15 protein-coding genes are annotated in these 18,474 nt (G+C 60.6%); 7 read left to right on the top strand and 8 right to left on the bottom strand.

Going from position 1 to position 18,474, the window contains the following annotated elements; all coding sequences use genetic code 11:
- Window positions 1-23: 23 nt before the first annotated feature.
- The 8 genes from AC1DWM_RS04175 to AC1DWM_RS04140 form a co-directional block, all read right to left on the bottom strand.
- Window positions 24-1,508, bottom strand: a complete 1,485-nt coding sequence (locus AC1DWM_RS04175; RefSeq protein WP_477794680.1) for an APC family permease — start codon at window positions 1,506-1,508, stop codon at window positions 24-26.
- Between the two features lie 228 nt (window positions 1,509-1,736).
- Window positions 1,737-3,161, bottom strand: a complete 1,425-nt coding sequence (locus AC1DWM_RS04170; RefSeq protein WP_223511994.1) for a gamma-aminobutyraldehyde dehydrogenase — start codon at window positions 3,159-3,161, stop codon at window positions 1,737-1,739.
- A gap of 176 nt (window positions 3,162-3,337) precedes the next feature.
- On the bottom strand, window positions 3,338-4,147 hold the full coding sequence (locus AC1DWM_RS04165) for an ABC transporter permease (protein ID WP_477794679.1): 810 nt from the start codon (window positions 4,145-4,147) through the stop codon (window positions 3,338-3,340).
- On the bottom strand, window positions 4,137-5,084 hold the full coding sequence (locus tag AC1DWM_RS04160) for an ABC transporter permease (protein ID WP_223511992.1): 948 nt from the start codon (window positions 5,082-5,084) through the stop codon (window positions 4,137-4,139). Before AC1DWM_RS04160 ends, AC1DWM_RS04165 begins: the two co-directional genes overlap by 11 nt.
- A 1-nt stretch (window position 5,085) precedes the next feature.
- On the bottom strand, window positions 5,086-6,123 hold the full coding sequence (locus AC1DWM_RS04155; RefSeq protein WP_223511991.1) for an ABC transporter ATP-binding protein: 1,038 nt from the start codon (window positions 6,121-6,123) through the stop codon (window positions 5,086-5,088).
- A 105-nt stretch (window positions 6,124-6,228) separates the two neighbouring features.
- The gene (ydcS, locus tag AC1DWM_RS04150; RefSeq protein WP_477794678.1) at window positions 6,229-7,380 is read right to left on the bottom strand and encodes a putative ABC transporter substrate-binding protein YdcS; all 1,152 of its coding nucleotides are present in this window, start codon (window positions 7,378-7,380) and stop codon (window positions 6,229-6,231) included.
- An 82-nt stretch (window positions 7,381-7,462) separates the two neighbouring features.
- Complete coding sequence (locus AC1DWM_RS04145) at window positions 7,463-8,950, bottom strand: gamma-aminobutyraldehyde dehydrogenase (protein ID WP_477794677.1); 1,488 nt, start codon at window positions 8,948-8,950, stop codon at window positions 7,463-7,465.
- Between the two features lie 102 nt (window positions 8,951-9,052).
- Window positions 9,053-9,967 carry a LysR family transcriptional regulator gene (locus tag AC1DWM_RS04140; RefSeq protein ID WP_223511988.1) on the bottom strand — a complete coding sequence of 305 codons (915 nt, stop codon included), beginning with the start codon at window positions 9,965-9,967 and terminating at the stop codon, window positions 9,053-9,055.
- A gap of 174 nt (window positions 9,968-10,141) precedes the next feature.
- Between AC1DWM_RS04140 and AC1DWM_RS04135 the strand changes: the two genes are divergently transcribed.
- The 7 genes from AC1DWM_RS04135 to cheB all read left to right on the top strand — a co-directional run bounded on the left by AC1DWM_RS04135 (window position 10,142) and on the right by cheB (window position 18,440).
- Window positions 10,142-10,837, top strand: coding sequence for a tellurite resistance TerB family protein (locus tag AC1DWM_RS04135; RefSeq protein WP_477794676.1), 696 nt, complete (start codon window positions 10,142-10,144; stop codon window positions 10,835-10,837).
- Between the two features lie 219 nt (window positions 10,838-11,056).
- Window positions 11,057-12,679 carry a methyl-accepting chemotaxis protein gene (locus AC1DWM_RS04130; RefSeq protein WP_223511986.1) on the top strand — a complete coding sequence of 541 codons (1,623 nt, stop codon included), beginning with the start codon at window positions 11,057-11,059 and terminating at the stop codon, window positions 12,677-12,679.
- Window positions 12,679-13,215: a chemotaxis protein CheW gene (locus AC1DWM_RS04125; protein ID WP_477794675.1), complete on the top strand. Its 537-nt coding sequence runs from the start codon at window positions 12,679-12,681 to the stop codon at window positions 13,213-13,215. Before AC1DWM_RS04130 ends, AC1DWM_RS04125 begins: the two co-directional genes overlap by 1 nt.
- Window positions 13,212-14,474: a CheR family methyltransferase gene (locus tag AC1DWM_RS04120; RefSeq protein ID WP_477794674.1), complete on the top strand. Its 1,263-nt coding sequence runs from the start codon at window positions 13,212-13,214 to the stop codon at window positions 14,472-14,474. Before AC1DWM_RS04125 ends, AC1DWM_RS04120 begins: the two co-directional genes overlap by 4 nt.
- On the top strand, window positions 14,471-15,154 hold the full coding sequence (locus AC1DWM_RS04115; RefSeq protein WP_223511981.1) for a chemotaxis protein CheW: 684 nt from the start codon (window positions 14,471-14,473) through the stop codon (window positions 15,152-15,154). Before AC1DWM_RS04120 ends, AC1DWM_RS04115 begins: the two co-directional genes overlap by 4 nt.
- A complete protein-coding gene (locus AC1DWM_RS04110; RefSeq protein ID WP_477794673.1) occupies window positions 15,151-17,433 on the top strand; it encodes a response regulator in 2,283 nt (760 codons plus the stop codon). The genes AC1DWM_RS04115 and AC1DWM_RS04110 overlap by 4 nt, the downstream gene beginning before the upstream one ends.
- The gene (cheB, locus tag AC1DWM_RS04105) at window positions 17,430-18,440 is read left to right on the top strand and encodes a chemotaxis response regulator protein-glutamate methylesterase (protein WP_223511979.1); all 1,011 of its coding nucleotides are present in this window, start codon (window positions 17,430-17,432) and stop codon (window positions 18,438-18,440) included. The genes AC1DWM_RS04110 and cheB overlap by 4 nt, the downstream gene beginning before the upstream one ends.
- Window positions 18,441-18,474 lie beyond the last annotated feature (34 nt).

Here is an 18,474-nt window from a genome sequence, read left to right as displayed (position 1 = left end):
CGCTGCGGACTGGGTAAGTACCTTTACCGACTAACCTTCCAAGCATCCCCCGCAGGCGCCGTGCCATGGTCATACGGCTTGGCAATCCACATGTACAACAACCCCAAGCCAATCACGATCGCAGTGCTCAGCACCATGGCGTAGTTGATGTACCACGCCGCATCCGGCGTGCGCGGCCAGGCCATGTTGATGATTGCGCCGACGCCGTAGACCAGCGCGCCGATGTTCACCAGCCAGCCCCACGCACCCAGGGTGAATTTGCCGCTTGGTTTCCAGCCTTTCATCCGTGCATAGAGTGCCCCGAGGACGATCATCTGGAAGGCCAGGTAGATGCCGATAGCCGCGAAGCTGACGATAGTTGCCACGGCGTCTTGCAGGAAGAAGCCTAGGATGATGATCAGCGCCGGCAGGATGCCGGAGACGAACAGCGCAGCCACTGGCACCTGAGTAGCAGGCGAGATCTTCTTCAGCAGGGAGCTGCCGATGACCATTTCGTCACGCGCGTAGGAATACAGCAGGCGACTCGCCGCCGCTTGCAGGCTGATGACGCAGGAGATGAAGGAAATCATCACCACGCCCATCACCACTTTCGAACCGACCGGGCCGAAGGCGTTGTTGAGGATGGTGGTGACCGGGTCCTTGTCGGTGCCGTTGATGACAGCTTGCATGTCCGGCACAGCGAGGATCAGTGCCAGACAAGCGAACATCGCTGCGATGCCGCCGATGTAGATGGTCATGCGCATGGCCACCGGGATTTTCTTGCTCGGGTTCGGGGTTTCTTCGGCCACATCGCCGCAGGCCTCGAAGCCGTAGTACAGGAACATCCCCGCCAGCGAAGCCGTGAGGAAGGCTGGCAAGTATGAGCCGTCGACGCTGATGTCGAAGGTGTTGAACAACACGCTGAGCGGTTGATGACGCTCGAAGACCAGCAGGTAAACGCCGACGATCACCGCGCCGACCAGTTCACACAGAAAGCCGAACATGGCGATGCGCGCCAGCACCTTGGTGCCGCTGAGGTTGACCAGGGTGGCGAACAGCGTCAGGAACAGAGCGATGATGATGTTGGTGTTGTTGCTCGGTTCGAAGCTCATCATGGCCGCCAGGTACGGACCGGCACCCACTGCAACGGCGGCGATGGTCACGCACAGGGCGATGGAGTAGATCCAGCCGACCATCCACGCCCAGCGTTTGCCCACCAAGCGGCGAGCCCATGGGTAGACGCCACCGGAAATCGGGAACTGCGAAACCACTTCACCGAAGATCAGGCACACCAGCAACTGGCCGCAACCGACCAGTAAATAAGCCCAGAACATCGGTGGCCCGCCAGCGGCGAGGCACAGGCCGAAGAGGGTATAAACCCCTACAACCGGGGAGAGATAGGTGAAGCCCAGGGCGAAGTTTTCCCACAGGCTCATGCTGCGATTGAAGTTCGACGTGTAACCCAGCTTGCGTAACTGCTCGGTGTCGCTGTCGGCGACGGCTACAGCGAGTTCAGGTGTTGTTTCCATGGTGTGTCAGCTCCGGAAAATCGGCAGATTTCGGATGTCCGAAACCGTGGCAGGGCCGTGAAGGCGCTGCCCGGATCGGTGGTTATTGTTTTGACTTCTTTGGGGTGGAACCTGGGTGGTGCCTGGTGCCGGTTTCTTCCTTGATGTAGCGGTGAGGCCATCGCGGGCAAGCCCGGCTCCTACAAGTTCAGCGCAATCCGTGTAGGAGCTGGGTTGCCAGCGAAGCTTTTAATGCTTGAACATCACATGCCGGACGACGGTGTAGTCCTCCAGCCCGTACATCGACATGTCTTTGCCATAACCGGACAGTTTCTGGCCGCCATGCGGCATTTCGCTGACGAGCATGAAGTGCGTGTTCACCCACGTGCAGCCGTAATGCAGCCGCGCCGACAGGCGATGCGCGCGACCGACGTCCGAGGTCCAGATCGATGACGCCAGGCCGTAGTCCGAATCGTTGGCCCAGCCCAGCACCTGCGCTTCATCGGTGAACTTCGTGACGGAAACCACCGGCCCGAACACCTCACGGCGAACGATTTCGTCATCTTGCTGAGCATCGGCCAATACGGTCGGCTCGAAGAAGTAACCATTGCCGTCCACGGCCTTGCCACCGGTGATCAAGCGAATGTGCGGTTGCGCGATGGCGCGCTCGACAAAACCGGCCACACGGTCGCGGTGTTGCGCGGTGATCAGCGGCCCCAGTTCGGTCGACGGATCATCCTGCACGCCATACTTGATGCTGCTGACCGCCTCGCCGAGTTTCTCGACGAATTTTTCGTAGATGCCGGCCTGCGCATAGATGCGGCACGCGGCGGTGCAATCCTGGCCTGCGTTGTAGAAACCGAAGGTGCGGATGCCTTCCACGGCTGCATCGATGTCGGCGTCGTCGAAGATGATCACCGGGGCTTTGCCGCCCAGTTCCATGTGCATGCGTTTGACGCTTTCGGCGGTGCTGGAAATGATGTTGGAACCGGTGGCAATCGAGCCGGTCAGCGACACCATGCGTACTTTCGGGTGGTTCACCAGCGGGCTGCCCACGCTAGGACCACGGCCAAACACCAGGTTGAGTACACCAGCCGGGAAGATGTCCGACGCCAGTTCAGCCAGGCGCAGGGCGGTCAGCGGGGTTTGTTCCGACGGCTTGAGCACCACGGTATTACCGGCGGCCAGGGCCGGGGCGATTTTCCAGGCGACCATCATCAGCGGGTAGTTCCACGGTGCGATGGAGGCAATCACGCCGACCGGGTCGCGGCGGATCATCGAGGTGTGACCCGGCAGGTACTCGCCACCGGCTGAGCCACTCATGCAACGGCTGGCACCAGCGAAGAAACGGAACACGTCGGCAATCGCCGGGATCTCGTCGTTCAGCGCGGCGCTGTAGGGTTTGCCGCAGTTGTCCGATTCCAGTTTCGCCAGCTCTTCGCCATGGGTTTCGATCGCGTCGGCGAGTTTGAGCAGCAGCAGCGAGCGTTCTTTCGGCGGGGTTTGCGACCAGCCTTCAAAGGCACTGTCGGCAGCACGGACGGCAGCATCGACCTGGGCTTCGCTGGCTTCGTTGATTTCCACCAACACGCTACCGAGGGCCGGGTTGAACACAGGTTGGGCGGGGCCTTCGCCGTCAATCAGTTGGCCGTTGATCAAGAGTTTGGTTTGCATGGCATTTGTCCTCTTCGGAACTGTTGTTTGTTCTCTGTGGAAACCGGTTCCTTGTAGGAACTGGCTTGCCAGCGAAGGGGGCATCATATTCAACAACGATGTTGGCTGATCCACCGCATTCGCTGGCAAGCCAGCTCCTACACAAGCCCATTTCCACAGTAAGAAAGGGTTGTCAGTTACTTACCGCCACTGCCCGCAACACTCTCGCCACCCCGGGTCAGGTAATAGGCACCGAGGATCGGCAGCATGGTCACGATCATTACCAGCATCGCGACGACGTTGGTCACCGGCACGTCCCGTGGGCGGCTGAGTTGGTTGAGCAGCCACAGCGGCAAGGTGCGTTCATGGCCGGCGGTGAAAGTGGTGACGATGATTTCGTCGAACGACAGCGCAAACGCGAGCATGCCCCCGGCCAGCAACGCCGAGCCAAGGTTCGGCAGGATGATGTATCGGAAGGTCTGCCAGCCATCGGCGCCAAGGTCCATCGAAGCTTCGATCAAACTGTGCGAAGTACGACGCAAACGGGCGATGACGTTGTTGTAGACGATCACCACGCAGAAGGTCGCGTGACCGACGATGATGGTGAACATCCCCGGCTCGACCCCCAATGTCTTGAAGGTCGCCAGCAATGCGATCCCGGTGATGATCCCCGGCAACGCAATCGGCAGGATCAGCATCAGCGAGATGCCTTGCTTGCCGAAGAAATCCCGGCGGTACAACGCCGCCGAGGCGAGCGTGCCAAGGACCATGGCAATCAAGGTCGCGACGGAGGCGATCTGCAGCGAGAGCTTGATCGCTTCCAGCACGTCCGGCCGCGAGAACGCCACGCCGATCCACTTCAGGGTGAAACCCTTGGGCGGAAAGCTGAAGGCCGCGTCTTCGGTGTTGAAGGCGTAGAGGAAGATGATCAGGATCGGGAAGTGCAAAAACACCAACCCGCCCCAGGCTGCGATTTTTAATCCGATAGAAGCTTTCTCAGAGTGCATCGAAGGCCCCCAGTCGTTTGACGATAGTCAGGTAAATGGCGATCAACACAATCGGCACCAGCGTGAAGGCGGCGGCCATCGGCATGTTGCCGATCGCACCTTGCTGGGCGTACACCATGCTGCCAACGAAGTAGCCCGGCGGGCCCACCAGTTGCGGCACGATGAAGTCGCCCAGGGTCAGCGAAAAGGTGAAGATCGAACCGGCGGCAATGCCCGGAATCGACAACGGCAGAATCACCTGCATGAAAGTCTGGTGCGGTTTGGCACCCAGGTCGGCCGATGCCTGCAACAGGGACGGCGGGAGACGTTCCAGCGATGCCTGAATCGGCAGGATCATGAACGGCAGCCAGATGTAGACGAACACCATGAAGCGCCCCAGGTGCGAGGTCGACAAGGTGCTGCCGCCCACGCCCGGAATGCCCAGCACGAACTGCAACACCGGCTCCAGTCCCAAGTGCTGAACGAACCACTGCGCGACGCCGCCCTTGGCCAACAGCAAGGTCCAGGCATACGCCTTGACGATGTAACTGGCCCACATCGGCATCATCACGGCGATGTAGAAAAACGCCTTGGTCTTGCCGGTGGTGTAGCGCGCCATGTAGTAGGCAATCGGGAACGCGACGATGGCACTGGCGATGGAGACGACCACAGCCATGCTCAAGGTGCGCAGGATGATGTCGAAGTTCGACGGCTGGAACAGCGCGGTAAAGTTCGCCAGGGTCAGGTCAGGCGTGACCGCCATGGTGAAGTCATCGAAGGTGTAAAAACCTTGCCACAACAGCACCAACAACGAGCCAAGATAGATCGCGCCGAACCACAGCAGCGGCGGCACCAGCAGCATCGACAGGTACAGGTTGGGCCGGCGATACAGCAGATTGGAAAACCTGCGCAATGGCGAACCGCTGGCTGGAGTTTGAGGGATAGCCGCGGTGTTCATCTCACACCCCGCCGGCAACAGTGTCGTGCAACGGGATCATCGCTTCCCGTGCCCAGCGTGCGCTGATGCGTTGCCCGGTCTGGTGCTGGGCGCTGGTGTCCAGCCATTGATTGTTGGCCTGGCTGATGTTCAGGGTCTGGCCGTTTTCCAGTTTCATCTCGTATCGAGTAGCGCTGCCCTGGTACTGAATGTCGTGCAGTAAACCGCTGACTTCGATCTCGTGGCTGGCCAGCGGTCCTTCGGCGAATCGCACATGTTCCGGGCGAATCGAAAACGGTTGCGGGTTGCCGCTCAACTGCTTCGCCAGATCGCCGCGAATCACATTGGAGGTGCCGACGAATTCCGCGACAAAGGTCGTCGCCGGTTTCATGTAGAGGTTACGCGGCGTGTCGACCTGCTCGATGCGCCCCTTGTTGAACACGGCCACGCGATCAGACATCGACAGCGCTTCGGTCTGGTCGTGGGTGACGAAGATGAAAGTGATGCCGAGCTGGCGTTGCAGTTTCTTCAGCTCACTCTGCATTTGTTCGCGCAGTTTCAGGTCGAGGGCGCCCAACGGTTCATCGAGCAGCAACACGCGCGGGCGGTTGACCAGTGCGCGGGCCAAGGCCACACGCTGGCGCTGACCGCCGGACAGTTGCACCGGTTTGCGCTCGCCATAACCGCCGAGGGCGACCATGTCGAGGGCTTCTTCGGCGCGTTTCTGGCGCTCGGCTTTACCGACGCCTTTGACCTTCAAACTGTAAGCGACGTTGTCGAGTACGTTCATGTGTGGGAACAGGGCGTAATCCTGAAACACGGTATTGACGTCACGCTCATACGGCGGCAGCCCGGCGGCTTCCTCGCCATGAATTCGGATGGAGCCTGCGCTCGGTTGTTCGAAACCGGCGATCAGGCGCAAACAGGTGGTTTTGCCCGAGCCGGAAGGGCCCAGCATGGAGAAAAACTCGCCGTCCTGGATGTCGATGGAAACCCGGTCTACGGCTTTCACTTCGCCGAAAAGACGGGAAACGTTGGTGAACTGGACTGCAAGCGTCATGGTGCGGAACTCCGAAAATCTGAATCTTTAAAAGCATCGCGAGCAGGCTCGCTCCCACATTGGTATGCGATCAATTGTGGGAGCGAGCCTGCTCGCGAAGAGGGCTTAGCGGCCGCCCATAATCGCGATGTAATCCTGGGTCCAGCGGCTGTACGGCACGAACTTTCCGCCTTCAGCCTGCGGGGTTTTCCAGAAGGCGATCTTCTCGAACTGGTCGAAACCATTGGTCTTGCAGCCTTCCGCACCGAGCAATTCGCTGCCGGTGCACGCCGCCGGCACCGCTGGCAACGAACCAAACCACGCGGCTACGTCTCCCTGGACTTTCGGTTGCAGCGACCAGTCCATCCACTTGTAAGCGCAGTTCGGGTGTTTGGCCTCGGCGTGCATCATGGTGGTGTCGGCCCAACCGGTGGCGCCTTCTTTCGGGATGGTCGAAGCGATCGGCTGCTTCTCGTTCATCAGGCCGTTGACCTGATACGGCCAGGCGCTGGACGCGACCACGCCTTCGTTTTTGAAGTCGCTCATCTGCACCGTGGTGTCGTGCCAGTAGCGGTGGATCAACGGTTGCTGGGCGCGCAACAGATCGAGCACGGCTTTGTACTGGGTTTCGGTCAGTTCGTACGGGTTCTGGATACCCAATTCCGGCTTGGCGGTTTTCAGGTACAGCGCGGCGTCGGCGATGTAGATCGGGCCGTCATAAGCCTGCACGCGTCCCTTGTTCGGCTTGCCGTCCGGCAGGTTTTCCGCATTGAACACCACGCCCCAGCTAGTCGGCGCGGTCTTGAACACATTGGTGTTGTACATCAACACGTTCGGGCCCCACTGGTACGGGGTGCCATAGGTTTGTTTATTGACGGTGTACCACGGGCCATCCTTGAGACGGGGATCGATGTTCTTCCAGTTCGGGATCAATGCCGTGTTGATCGGCTGCACACGCTTGCCCACGATCAACCGCAGCGAGGCATCGCCCGACGCGGTCACCAGGTCGTAACCGCCCTTGGCCATCAAGCTGACCATTTCATCGGAGGTGGCGGCAGTTTTTACATTGACCTTGCAGCCGGTTTCCTTCTCGAAACCGGTCACCCAGTCGTAGGCCTTGTCGCTTTCGCCACGTTCGATGTAACCCGGCCAGGCCACGATATCCAGCTGACCTTCGCCAGCACCGACCGCTTTCAGCGGTTCGGCGGCCTGGACACTGGCACTCGCCAGCAGCGCGGTAGTGATTGCACTGAGCAGTGCGGTCTTGTGCACGAACATGGGAATTCCCTCTTCTTTAATTATGGTCGGGGCAGTTGTGAACGCGGTGAAGCATGCCGTTAGCGGCTAGTTATTAGCGTAGTCAGAGATGCTGTCCGTGGCGCGCCATGATGTGCCGCACCACGCTGTAGTCCTGGAGCGAATCGCTGGATAAGTCTTTGCCGTAGCCCGAACGCTTCAGGCCACCATGGGGCATTTCGCTGACCAGCATGAAATGGCTGTTGATCCAGGTGCAGCCGTACTGCAAGCGCGCCGCGACCTGCATCGCCTTGTCCAGATTCTGGGTCCAGACCGAGGAGGCGAGGCCGTATTCGGAGTCGTTGGCCCAGTCCACCGCTTGTTCGAGTTCGTCGAATCGGGTCACGGTGACCACCGGCCCGAACACTTCGCGCTGAACGATCTCATCGCTCTGCTTGCAACCGGCCAGCAACGTCGGTTGGTAATAGAAGCCGGCGCCGGAGTGCACTGCCGCGCCGGTCACCCGTTCAATGTGCGGCTGACCGAGGGCGCGTTCGACGAAACTGGCTACGCGGTCGCGCTGGCGAGTGCTGATCAGCGGCCCGATTTCGTTGTCGGCATCGCGTTTGCCAGCGAAGCGCAGGCTGCTGACCGCCGCGCCGAGTTCGGCCACCAAACGGTCATGAATCCCGGTCTGCGCATAAATCCGGCACGCGGCGGTGCAATCCTGACCGGCATTGTAGTAACCGTAAGTGCGTACACCTTCGACCACCGCTTGAATGTCCGCATCGTTGCAAACGATTACCGGCGCTTTACCGCCAAGTTCGAGGTGCGTGCGTTTCAACGTTTTGGCGGCGGCCTGGAGGATTTTTTGCCCGGTGACGATATCCCCGGTCAAGGACACCATGCGCACTTTAGGATGACTGACCAAATGGCTGCCGACGCCCTCACCGCCACCGCAAACAATGTTGATCACGCCGCGCGGCAGGATCTCGGCCAGCGCAGGCGCCAGGGCCAGGATCGACAGCGGCGTGTGTTCGGACGGCTTGAACACCAGCGTATTGCCGGCGGCGAGGGCCGGGGCGATTTTCCACGCGGCCATCATGATCGGGTAATTCCACGGCGCGATGGACGCGACAACCCCGATAGGATCGCGACGCACCATGCTGGTGTAGCCCGGCAGGTACTCGCCGCTGAGCTGTCCGGTCTGGCAACGCACGGCGCCCGCGAAGAAGCGGAACACATCGACCGTCGCGCTCAAATCGTCCTGGCGGGCCAGGTGCAACGGCTTGCCGCAGTTCAGGGATTCAAGACGGGCGAGGAGGTCGGCTTGTTTTTCGATAGCGTTGGCGATGTCCAGCAGCAGGTTTGAACGTTGCTGCGGTGTGGTCCGCGACCAACCGGTGAAGGCGCGGTGGGCGGCGAGGATGGCGGCTTCGACTTGCTCAGTGCTGGCTTCGGCGATATGCGTCAGCACTTCCCCGGTGGCGGGGTTGAGGATCGGTTCGACAAAACCCTGGCCTGCGACCAATTCGCCATCGATCAACAACGCGGTAAACAACGGGGTCTGCGCGCCAGCCATTTTGCGGGTTCTCTTTTCTTGTGTGGCCATGCTGCTCCCAGTGACTGGGGCCCGGCCGTCTTATATAGATGCATCAAGACTAGTGCGCAGACCCGAGGTCGACAAATTCTAAATACTGAAGGTGGCGTTCGATTAAATAGATGGCTTGCGCCCGCCGTGAGGTTGCTCGCGGGCGACGGTCAGGAACGGGTCCACCAGCGGCGGGCGCGCGGTGCCACGGCGCCAGGCCAGGCCGACGTCGAGGGTCTGGCTCAGGTCGGCAATCGGCCGTGCTTCGATGATGTCGCCCTCCAGTGACCACGGGCGATAGGTCATGTCGGGCTGGATCGACACGCCCAAACCGGCGGCCACCAGGCTTCGCACCGCCTCCGTTGAGGCGGTTCTGAGGGTGATGCGCGGTTGCAGGGACGCCGCGGACCACATGCGCTGGGCATTACGGTCCATTTCATCGACGTTCAATTGAATCAGCGGTTCTCGCGCCACGTCGGCAAGGTTGATGCTGTCGTGTTCCAGCAGCGGGTGCTGGGCCGGCAGCCACAAGCGATGGGGCGAATGCGTCAGGACTTCGGTTTGCAGGGCGTGACGATCTTCCAGGTTGGACAGGATCAGAACGCCGACATCGATCTCGCCACTGACCAGCAAATGCTCGATGTACGGTCGCTCATCCTCCATCACCCGGATCTCTACATTGGGGTAAGCGCGCTGAAAGCGGGTGAGCAAATCCGCCAGGTAATAACCGGCGACCAGACTGGTCACGCCGATGATCAACTGGCCGGCCACCTGATCGGTACTCTGTTGCAGGCTGCGTTTGGCGTTGTCCACCGTTGCCAGAATCAGGTGCGCCTGGCGCAGGAATTGATGACCCTGGTGGGTCAGCGTCATGCCCTTGGCGTGACGATTGAACAGGCCGACGCCGATTTCTTGCTCCAGTTGCTGGATGGCCAGGGTCAGTGTCGATTGGGAAATGAATGCGGTTTGTGCGGCGGCGGAGATCGAGCCGGTCTCGGCCACGGCAATGAAGTGACGAATCTGACGCAGGGTCATCATGGGAAAGTACCCGGTGGGCTGTTTTTATAGATTCGCTTGAGTGTATATCGTTTTAATCGATGGGCTCCTGAGCGTTACAAGAGATGAGCAACATCTGGAAGCACTCTCGTCGGGAGAAGCCGGGCACTTTCGATCTAGGCTGGTGGCCGGTTAACCCTTGGTGGAGGCGGCAAAATGAATACCCGTGGTTTGCTCGATCAACTGCTCAAGTCCGGTCAGGATTTGCTGAAGAACAAAGCCGGTGGTCATCAGAACAAGGCGTCCAGCGGTGGCTTGGGTGGTTTGCTCTCGGGCGCGAGCGGCGGTGCGTTGGCGGCGGGCGCCATGGGCCTGTTGCTCGGTAGCAAAAAGGCCCGCAACGTCGGCGGCAAAGTCGCCCTCTACGGCGGCCTTGCGGCATTGGGAGTGGTTGCCTACAAAGCCTATGGCAACTGGCAGACGCAGCAGGGCGCTGCGCCGCTTTCTAACACAAGAAGTGAACCACAAACCCTCGACCGCTTACCCCCGGCGCAAGTCGAACTGCACAGCCAGGCAATACTCAAAGCGTTGATCGCGGCGGCAAAAGCCGATGGCCACATAGATGAGCGTGAGCGTTCGTTGATCGAAGGTGAGTTCACCAAGCTCGACAACGATCAGGCATTGCAGCACTGGCTACATACCGAACTCAACAAGCCACTTGACCCGAGGGAGGTTGCCCGCGCTGCCAGCACGCCGGAAATGGCCGCCGAGATGTACATCGCCAGTGTAATGCTGGTGGATGAGCAGAACTTCATGGAGAGGTCCTACCTTGATGAGCTGGCGCGGCAGTTGAGGCTGGAGCCGGGGTTGAAGGCAGAGTTGGAGAAGCAGGTGCATCAGGCTTCTATGTAGGCCTATCCAGAGCAAATCTAATGTGGGGGGCGAGTTGTCCAAACGGACGCGATCCAAGGTGGGAGCGAGCCTGCTCGCGATGGCATTTTCAGCAACACCACAGATCTCATTGCCAATCCACGGTTCGCTTCTTCCGATTCACCACTGGCAATAGTCTTAAAAATGAAACACTGCCCTCGGCTATACTCCCCAGCATTTGAGCCATCCCGAGGACTGACTGTGAAGAATTGGACGTTGCGCCAACGCATCTTGGCGAGTTTTGCGGTAATCATCGCCATCATGTTGTTGATGGTCGTCGTCTCGTATTCGCGGCTGTTGAAGATCGAGACAAGCGAAGCCAGTGTTCGCGAAGATGCGCTTCCCGGGCTGTATTACAGTTCGATGGTTCGCGGTGCATGGTCCGACAGTTATCTACGGATGCTGGACATGCTTGGCCTGGAGCAAGGGCAGGGCATCAGCGCTGAGGATGTCTCGGAGTTCAAGGGCTACGCCACGCGTCTGCAAGAGCAAATGGAGCTCTATCGCGAGACGGTCACAACCGATCAAGACAAAGTCGAGTACGCCGACTTCGAAAAACTTCATGAGGATTACCACCGGATCCTGTCAGCCGTGATCGAGTTGTACAAACGCAACCAGGGCGCCGAAGCGATCAAGATGTTCAAAGAAGAGCTGACCCCGACCTGGACGGCGGGTCGGATGAAACTCTCTGACATTTTGCGCCACAACAAAGCGGTGGCAGACCAGGACGTAGGCGCCATCGATGATGCCGTCGTCACCGCCAAATTAGTCATGGGCATTTCCTTGCTGATCGCCGTACTGGCTGCCGCGCTCTGCGGTCTATTGTTGATGCGCGCCATCATGGCGCCGATGAACCGTATCGTGAAAATCCTCGAAATCATGCGCACCGGCGATCTCAGCAGTCGACTGAATCTGGAGCGCAAGGACGAATTCAATGCTGTCGAAACCGGCTTCAACGACATGATGACCGAGCTGACCTCCCTGGTCTCCCAGGCCCAGCGCTCGTCGGTGCAGGTCACCACATCGGTCACCGAGATTGCCGCCACGTCCAAGCAACAACAAGCCACCGCCACCGAAACCGCTGCCACCACCACCGAAATCGGTGCGACGTCCCGCGAAATTGCCGCGACGTCCCGTGATCTGGTGCGCACCATGACTGAAGTCTCCACCGCCGCCGATCAGGCCTCGGTGCTGGCCGGTTCCGGGCAGCAAGGCCTGGCGCGCATGGAAGAAACCATGCATTCGGTGATGGGCGCGGCCGATCTGGTCAATGCCAAGCTGGCGATCCTCAACGAGAAGGCCGGTAACATCAATCAGGTGGTGGTGACCATCGTCAAAGTCGCCGACCAGACCAACCTGCTGTCATTGAACGCCGCCATCGAGGCCGAGAAGGCCGGTGAATACGGACGTGGTTTTGCCGTGGTTGCCACTGAAGTGCGGCGTCTGGCGGACCAGACCGCCGTGGCCACTTACGACATCGAGCAAATGGTGCGCGAGATTCAGTCGGCGGTATCCGCCGGGGTCATGGGCATGGACAAATTCTCCGAAGAAGTGCGCCGTGGCATGTCCGAAGTGCAGCAGGTCGGCGAACAGTTGTCACAGATCATCCACCAGGTTCAGGCGCTGGCGCCGCGGGTGTTGATGGTCAACGAAGGCATGCAGGCGCAAGCCACTGGTGCCGAACAGATCAACCACGCGCTGGTGCAATTGGGCGATGCCAGCAGCCAGACCGTCGAGTCCTTGCGCCAGGCCAGCTTCGCCATTGACGAGCTGAGCCAGGTGGCCGTCGGGCTGCGCAGCGGCGTTTCGCGATTCAAAGTCTGATGAACGAACTCGCGGCCAAACGCGGCGCCGTGGTGCCGGTCAAACAATCGTTGTATCTGGTGTTTCGCATCGGCAGCGAACGCTTTGCCTTGCAGGCCATTGAGGTGGCGGAAGTGCTGCCGCGTCTGCCGTTGAAGCCGATTGCCAAAGCGCCGCACTGGGTTGCCGGGGTATTTGCTTATCGTGGCGCGGTGGTGCCGGTGATCGACCTCAGTGCGCTGACCTTTGGGCAACCGGCCCAGGCCCGCACCAGCACACGGCTGGTGCTGGTCAATTACCGCCCGGATGAAACGACCCCGACGCAACGGCTCGGGCTGATTCTGGAGCAGGCGACTGATACGTTGCGCTGCCACCCGGCGGAGTTTCAGCCGTACGGCCTCGACAATCGTCAGGCGCCGTACCTGGGGCCGGTGCGCGAAGATGCGCAGGGGCTGCTGCAATGGGTGCGGGTCGCCGATTTGCTCGATGAGCACGTTCGCGCGCTGTTGTTCCCGTCGCCGCCACTCGATCCGGCGCTGCTTGAGGAGCAGGCATGAGCAGCGATCAACGGTTTTTCGATTTCCTCAAGGAGCGCATCGGCCTCGACGTGACGTCGGTGGGACCTGCGATCATCGAGCGCGCGGTGCGCCAGCGCAGCCTCGCGTCCAATGCACCGACGACCGACGAGTATTGGCACACGCTGCAACATTCGCAGGATGAGCAGCAGGCGCTGATCGAAGCGGTGATCGTGCCCGAAACCTGGTTTTTCCGGTACCCGGAATCGTTCGCGACGCTGGCGAAACTGGCCACCAAACGCCTGGCCGAAATCAACAACATGCGCGCACTGCGGATTCTCAGCCTGCCGTGTTCTACCGGCGAGGAACCGTATTCCATCGCCATGGCCTTGCTCGATGCCGGCCTCAAGCCGCATCAATTCAAGGTGGACGGCATGGACGTCAGCCCGCTGTCGGTGGAAAAAGCCCGGCGTGCGCTGTACGGCAAAAACTCGTTTCGCGGTCAGGACATTGCGTTTCGCGAGCGGCATTTCAGCGCCGAAGATGAAGTCTATCGCCTCAGCGATCGCGTGCTTGAACAGGTGCGTTTGCAAGTCGGCAATCTGCTCGATCCGGCGTTGCTGGCCAGCGAGCCGCCGTATGATTTTGTGTTCTGTCGCAACCTGCTGATCTATTTTGATCAGCCGACCCAGCAGCAGGTGTTCGAGGTGCTCAAGCGCCTGACCCATGTCGACGGTGTGCTGTTTATCGGCCCGGCCGAGGGCAGTTTGCTGGGGCGTTTTGGCATGCGCTCGATTGGCATTGCGCAGTCGTTTGCGTTCAGCCGTCAGAGTGTGCCGGAGCCGGAACCGTTTCCAGTGTTCGTGCCGGCACCGCTGCCGGTGCGCCAACCGGCGCGCAGTGCGCCACCGCCACCCGTGCGCATTCGCCCATTCGCCACTGTTACGCGGCCACCCGACACGGCGAAAGCCTCGGACGCCACCGCGTTGCTGGCGAACATCGCCGTGCTGGCCAACGAAGGCAAAAGTGTTGAAGCCCGCGCCGCCTGCGAACAGTATTTGCGCAGCCACGAACCGGTCGCGCAGGTGTTTTACTGGCTGGGATTGCTCAGCGATGTCAGCGCAAACGCCTTTGAAGCCCAAGGTTTTTATCGCAAGGCGTTGTACCTTGAACCGCAACATCCCGACGCGTTGATGCACTTGGCAGCCTTGCTGCAATCCCAGGGTGATACGGCGGGTGCCAGACGATTGCAGGACCGCGCCGCCCGCAGCGAGCGCGCTGACAGTGAGCGTAAACGATGAACGCCTCCGACAGCTTTAGCGTCACCCACGAAGATGCCCAGGCCATCGACGATTGCTGGAACCGCATCGGTGTCCACGGCGACAAGTCCTGCCCGCTACTGGCCGAGCACATTCACTGCCGCAACTGCGCGGTGTACTCGGCTGCCGCCACGCGCTTGCTCGACCGTTATGCCTTGCAGCAGGAGGACCGCGTACAACACTCGGCAACGGTCGAAACGGAGGTAAAAACCCGTTCGCTGCTGATGTTTCGGCTCGGTGAAGAGTGGCTGGGGCTGGCCACTCGCAGCCTCGTGGAAGTGGCGCCGCTGCAAGCCATTCACTCCTTGCCGCATCAGCGCTCCCGAGCCTTGCTCGGCGTGGCGAATGTGCGCGGTGCGCTGGTCGCATGCCTGTCGCTGGTGGAGCTGCTTGGGCTCGACGCGACCAATAACGTGGCATCCAGCGCGCGGGTCATGCCGCGCATGCTGATCATCGCCGCCCACGGTGGGCCGGTGGTGGTGCCGGTGGACGAGGTCGACGGGATTCATGCCATCGACGAGCGGATTCTCGATGCCGCCTCACAATCCGGCACTCAGGCCAGCGGCAAATACACCCGAGGTGTGCTGCCCTTCAAAGGTCGCAGCTTGCGTTGGCTGGATGAAGAACAGCTGTTGTCCGCCGTGACCCGGAGCCTCACATGACCCCCGAGCAAATGCGCGACGCCTCGTTACTGGAGCTGTTCAGCCTCGAAGCCGAGGCCCAGACCCAAGTGTTAAGCGCAGGTCTGTTGGCACTGGAGCGCGACCCGACCCAGGCCGATCAACTCGAATCCTGCATGCGCGCGGCGCACTCGCTCAAGGGCGCGGCGCGGATCGTCGGTGTCGACGCCGGGGTCAGCGTTTCGCACGTGATGGAAGACTGCCTGGTCAGTGCACAGGAAGGGCGTTTGTACCTGCGACCCGAGCACATCGATGCGTTGTTGCAAGGCACCGACCTGTTGATGCGCATCGCCACGCCCAACAACAGCCTGACGCCGGCGGATATCGACAGCTATGTGGCGTTGATGGCGCAGTTGCTCGATCCGCTGGCGCCCGCCGCGCCGATCAGCATGCCCGTCATGCCCGAGCGTCAGCTAGAACAGCCTCGCGTCGAGCTGCCAGTCCCGGTCGTTGAGCTGCCTATCGCTGCGCCGGTCGAGCCTCCACGCCAGGCTAAACGCACCACCGAAAACGGTGAGCGCGTGCTGCGCGTGACGGCCGAGCGTTTGAACAGCCTGCTCGACCTGTCGAGCAAATCCCTGGTGGAAACCCAGCGTCTCAAACCGCACCTGGCGACCATGCAACGCCTCAAGCGCATGCAAAACAACGGTCTGCGGGCGCTGGAAAACCTCAACGTGCATCTCAAGGATCACGCCCTGAGTCTGGAAGCCCAGGAAACGCTTGAAGATGCGCGGCGGTTGCTGGCGGAATCCCAGCAACTGCTGATCGAGAAAAACGCCGAGCTGGATGAGTTCGCCTGGCAGGCCAGTCAACGGGCGCAGGTGTTGTACGACACCGCGCTGGCCTGTCGCATGCGGCCGTTTGCCGATGTATTGACCGGGCAGGTGCGCATGGTCCGCGATCTGGGCCGGGACCTGGGCAAACAGGTTCGGTTGGAAATCGAGGGCGAGAAAACCCAGGTCGACCGCGACGTCCTGGAAAAACTCGAAGCGCCGCTGACTCATTTACTGCGCAACGCCGTGGATCACGGCATCGAATCCCCTGAACAACGGCTGCTGGCCGGCAAACCGGCGCAAGGGCTGATTCGTCTGCGTGCCTCCCACCAGGCTGGTCTGCTGGTGTTGGAGTTGAGCGACGACGGCCAAGGCGTCGATCTGGAAAAGGTCCGCCGCAGCATCGTCGAGCGCCAGCTTTCCCCTGCGCACACCGCCGCTCAACTGAGCGAAGAAGAGCTGCTGACGTTTTTGTTTTTGCCAGGTTTCAGCCTGCGCGACAAGGTCACCGAAGTGTCCGGGCGCGGCGTGGGCCTGGATGCGGTTCAGCACATGGTCCGCGAATTGCGCGGTGCGGTGGTGCTGGAGCAGACGGCGGGCGAGGGCAGTCGTTTCCACCTCGAGGTGCCGCTGACGTTGTCGGTGGTCCGCAGCCTGGTGGTGGAAGTCGGTGACGAGGCTTATGCATTTCCGCTGGCCCACATCGAACGTATGTGCGACCTGGAGCCGGCAGACATTGTGCAAGTCGAAGGGCGTCAGCATTTCTGGCACGACGGTCGGCATGTCGGGCTGGTGGCGGCCAGTCAGCTGTTACAGCGCCCGGTCAGCCAGAGCAGTCAGCAAACCCTTAAAGTTGTGGTTATCCGTGAGCGCGATGCGATCTACGGCGTGGCGATCGAGCGTTTTATCGGCGAGCGCACGTTAGTCGTATTGCCGCTGGACGAACGACTGGGCAAGGTGCAGGACATCTCCGCCGGGGCCTTGCTCGACGACGGCTCGGTGGTGCTGATCGTCGACGTCGAGGACATGCTGCGTTCTGTGGATAAACTGCTCAACACTGGACGCCTGGAGCGCATTGCCCGCCACAGCAATAAGGTGGTTGAAGCGGCACGTAAACGAATTCTGGTGGTTGACGACTCACTGACGGTTCGCGAGTTGCAACGCAAGCTACTGCTTAATCGCGGCTACGATGTGGCGGTGGCAGTCGACGGTATGGATGGCTGGAACGCCTTGCGTTCCGAGGATTTCGATCTGCTGATCACCGACATTGATATGCCGCGCATGGATGGCATCGAACTGGTGTCGTTGTTGCGCCGTGACATTCGCCTGCAATCACTGCCGGTGATGGTGGTGTCGTACAAGGATCGTGAAGAGGATCGTCGTCGTGGACTGGACGCCGGGGCCGACTATTATCTGGCCAAAGCCAGTTTTCATGACGATGCCCTGCTTGATGCAGTGGTTGAGCTCATCGGAGGAGCAAGTGCATGAAAATCGCAATCGTCAACGATATGCCCATGGCGGTAGAGGCTTTGCGCCGGGCCCTGGCGTTTGAGCCAGCGCACCAGGTCATCTGGGTCGCCGGCGATGGCAAGGAAGCGGTGCAAAAGTGTGCCGAACAGACGCCGGACCTGATCCTGATGGATTTGATCATGCCGGTGATGGACGGGGTCGAGGCCACCCGGCGGATCATGGCCGAAACGCCGTGTGCCATTGTCATTGTCACCGTCGATCGCCAACAGAACGTGCACCGGGTGTTCGAGGCCATGGGCCATGGCGCCCTGGATGTGGTCGATACCCCGGCGCTCGGTGCCGGCAATGCCCAGGAAGCGGCAGCGCCGTTGTTGCGCAAGATCCTGAACATTGGCTGGCTGATCGGCGAGCGGGGTAATCAGGAACGATCGGTGCCGAGCCCGCTGCGTCACTCTGCCTCGCGCCAACGCCTGATCGCCATTGGTTCATCCGCTGGCGGGCCGGCAGCGCTGGAAATTCTGCTCAAGGGCTTGCCGCGAGATTTTTCGGCCGCCATCGTGCTGGTGCAGCATGTGGATCAGGTGTTCGCCGCCGGCATGGCCGAATGGCTCGGCAGCGCCAGTGGCTTGAACGTGCGTCTGGCCCAGGAAGGCGAACCGCCTCAGGCCGGTACGGTGTTGCTGGCCGGCACCAACCACCATATTCGATTGTTGAAAAATGGCACGCTGGCCTACACCGCCGAACCGGTCAACGAAATCTACCGGCCTTCGATCGATGTGTTTTTCGAGAGTGTGGCCAATTACTGGAACGGTGACGCCGTAGGGGTCTTGTTGACGGGCATGGGGCGCGATGGCGCGCAGGGGCTTAAACTCATGCGCGAACAAGGCTACCTGACTATCGCTCAGGACCAGAAAAGCAGTGCGGTATACGGAATGCCCAAAGCGGCCGCGGCCATCGACGCAGCCATGGAAATTCGTCCGCTGGACAAGATAGCGCCACGATTGCTGGAGATTTTTGCGAAGTGACCACCATTAGCAGCAACCCTGGCCCAAGTAGTAC

The sequence above is a fragment of the Pseudomonas sp. P4_C8 genome, assembly GCF_056401975.1.
The sequence above is the reverse complement of the archived record's forward strand: the minus strand, read 5'-3'. Positions and strand labels throughout refer to the sequence as shown.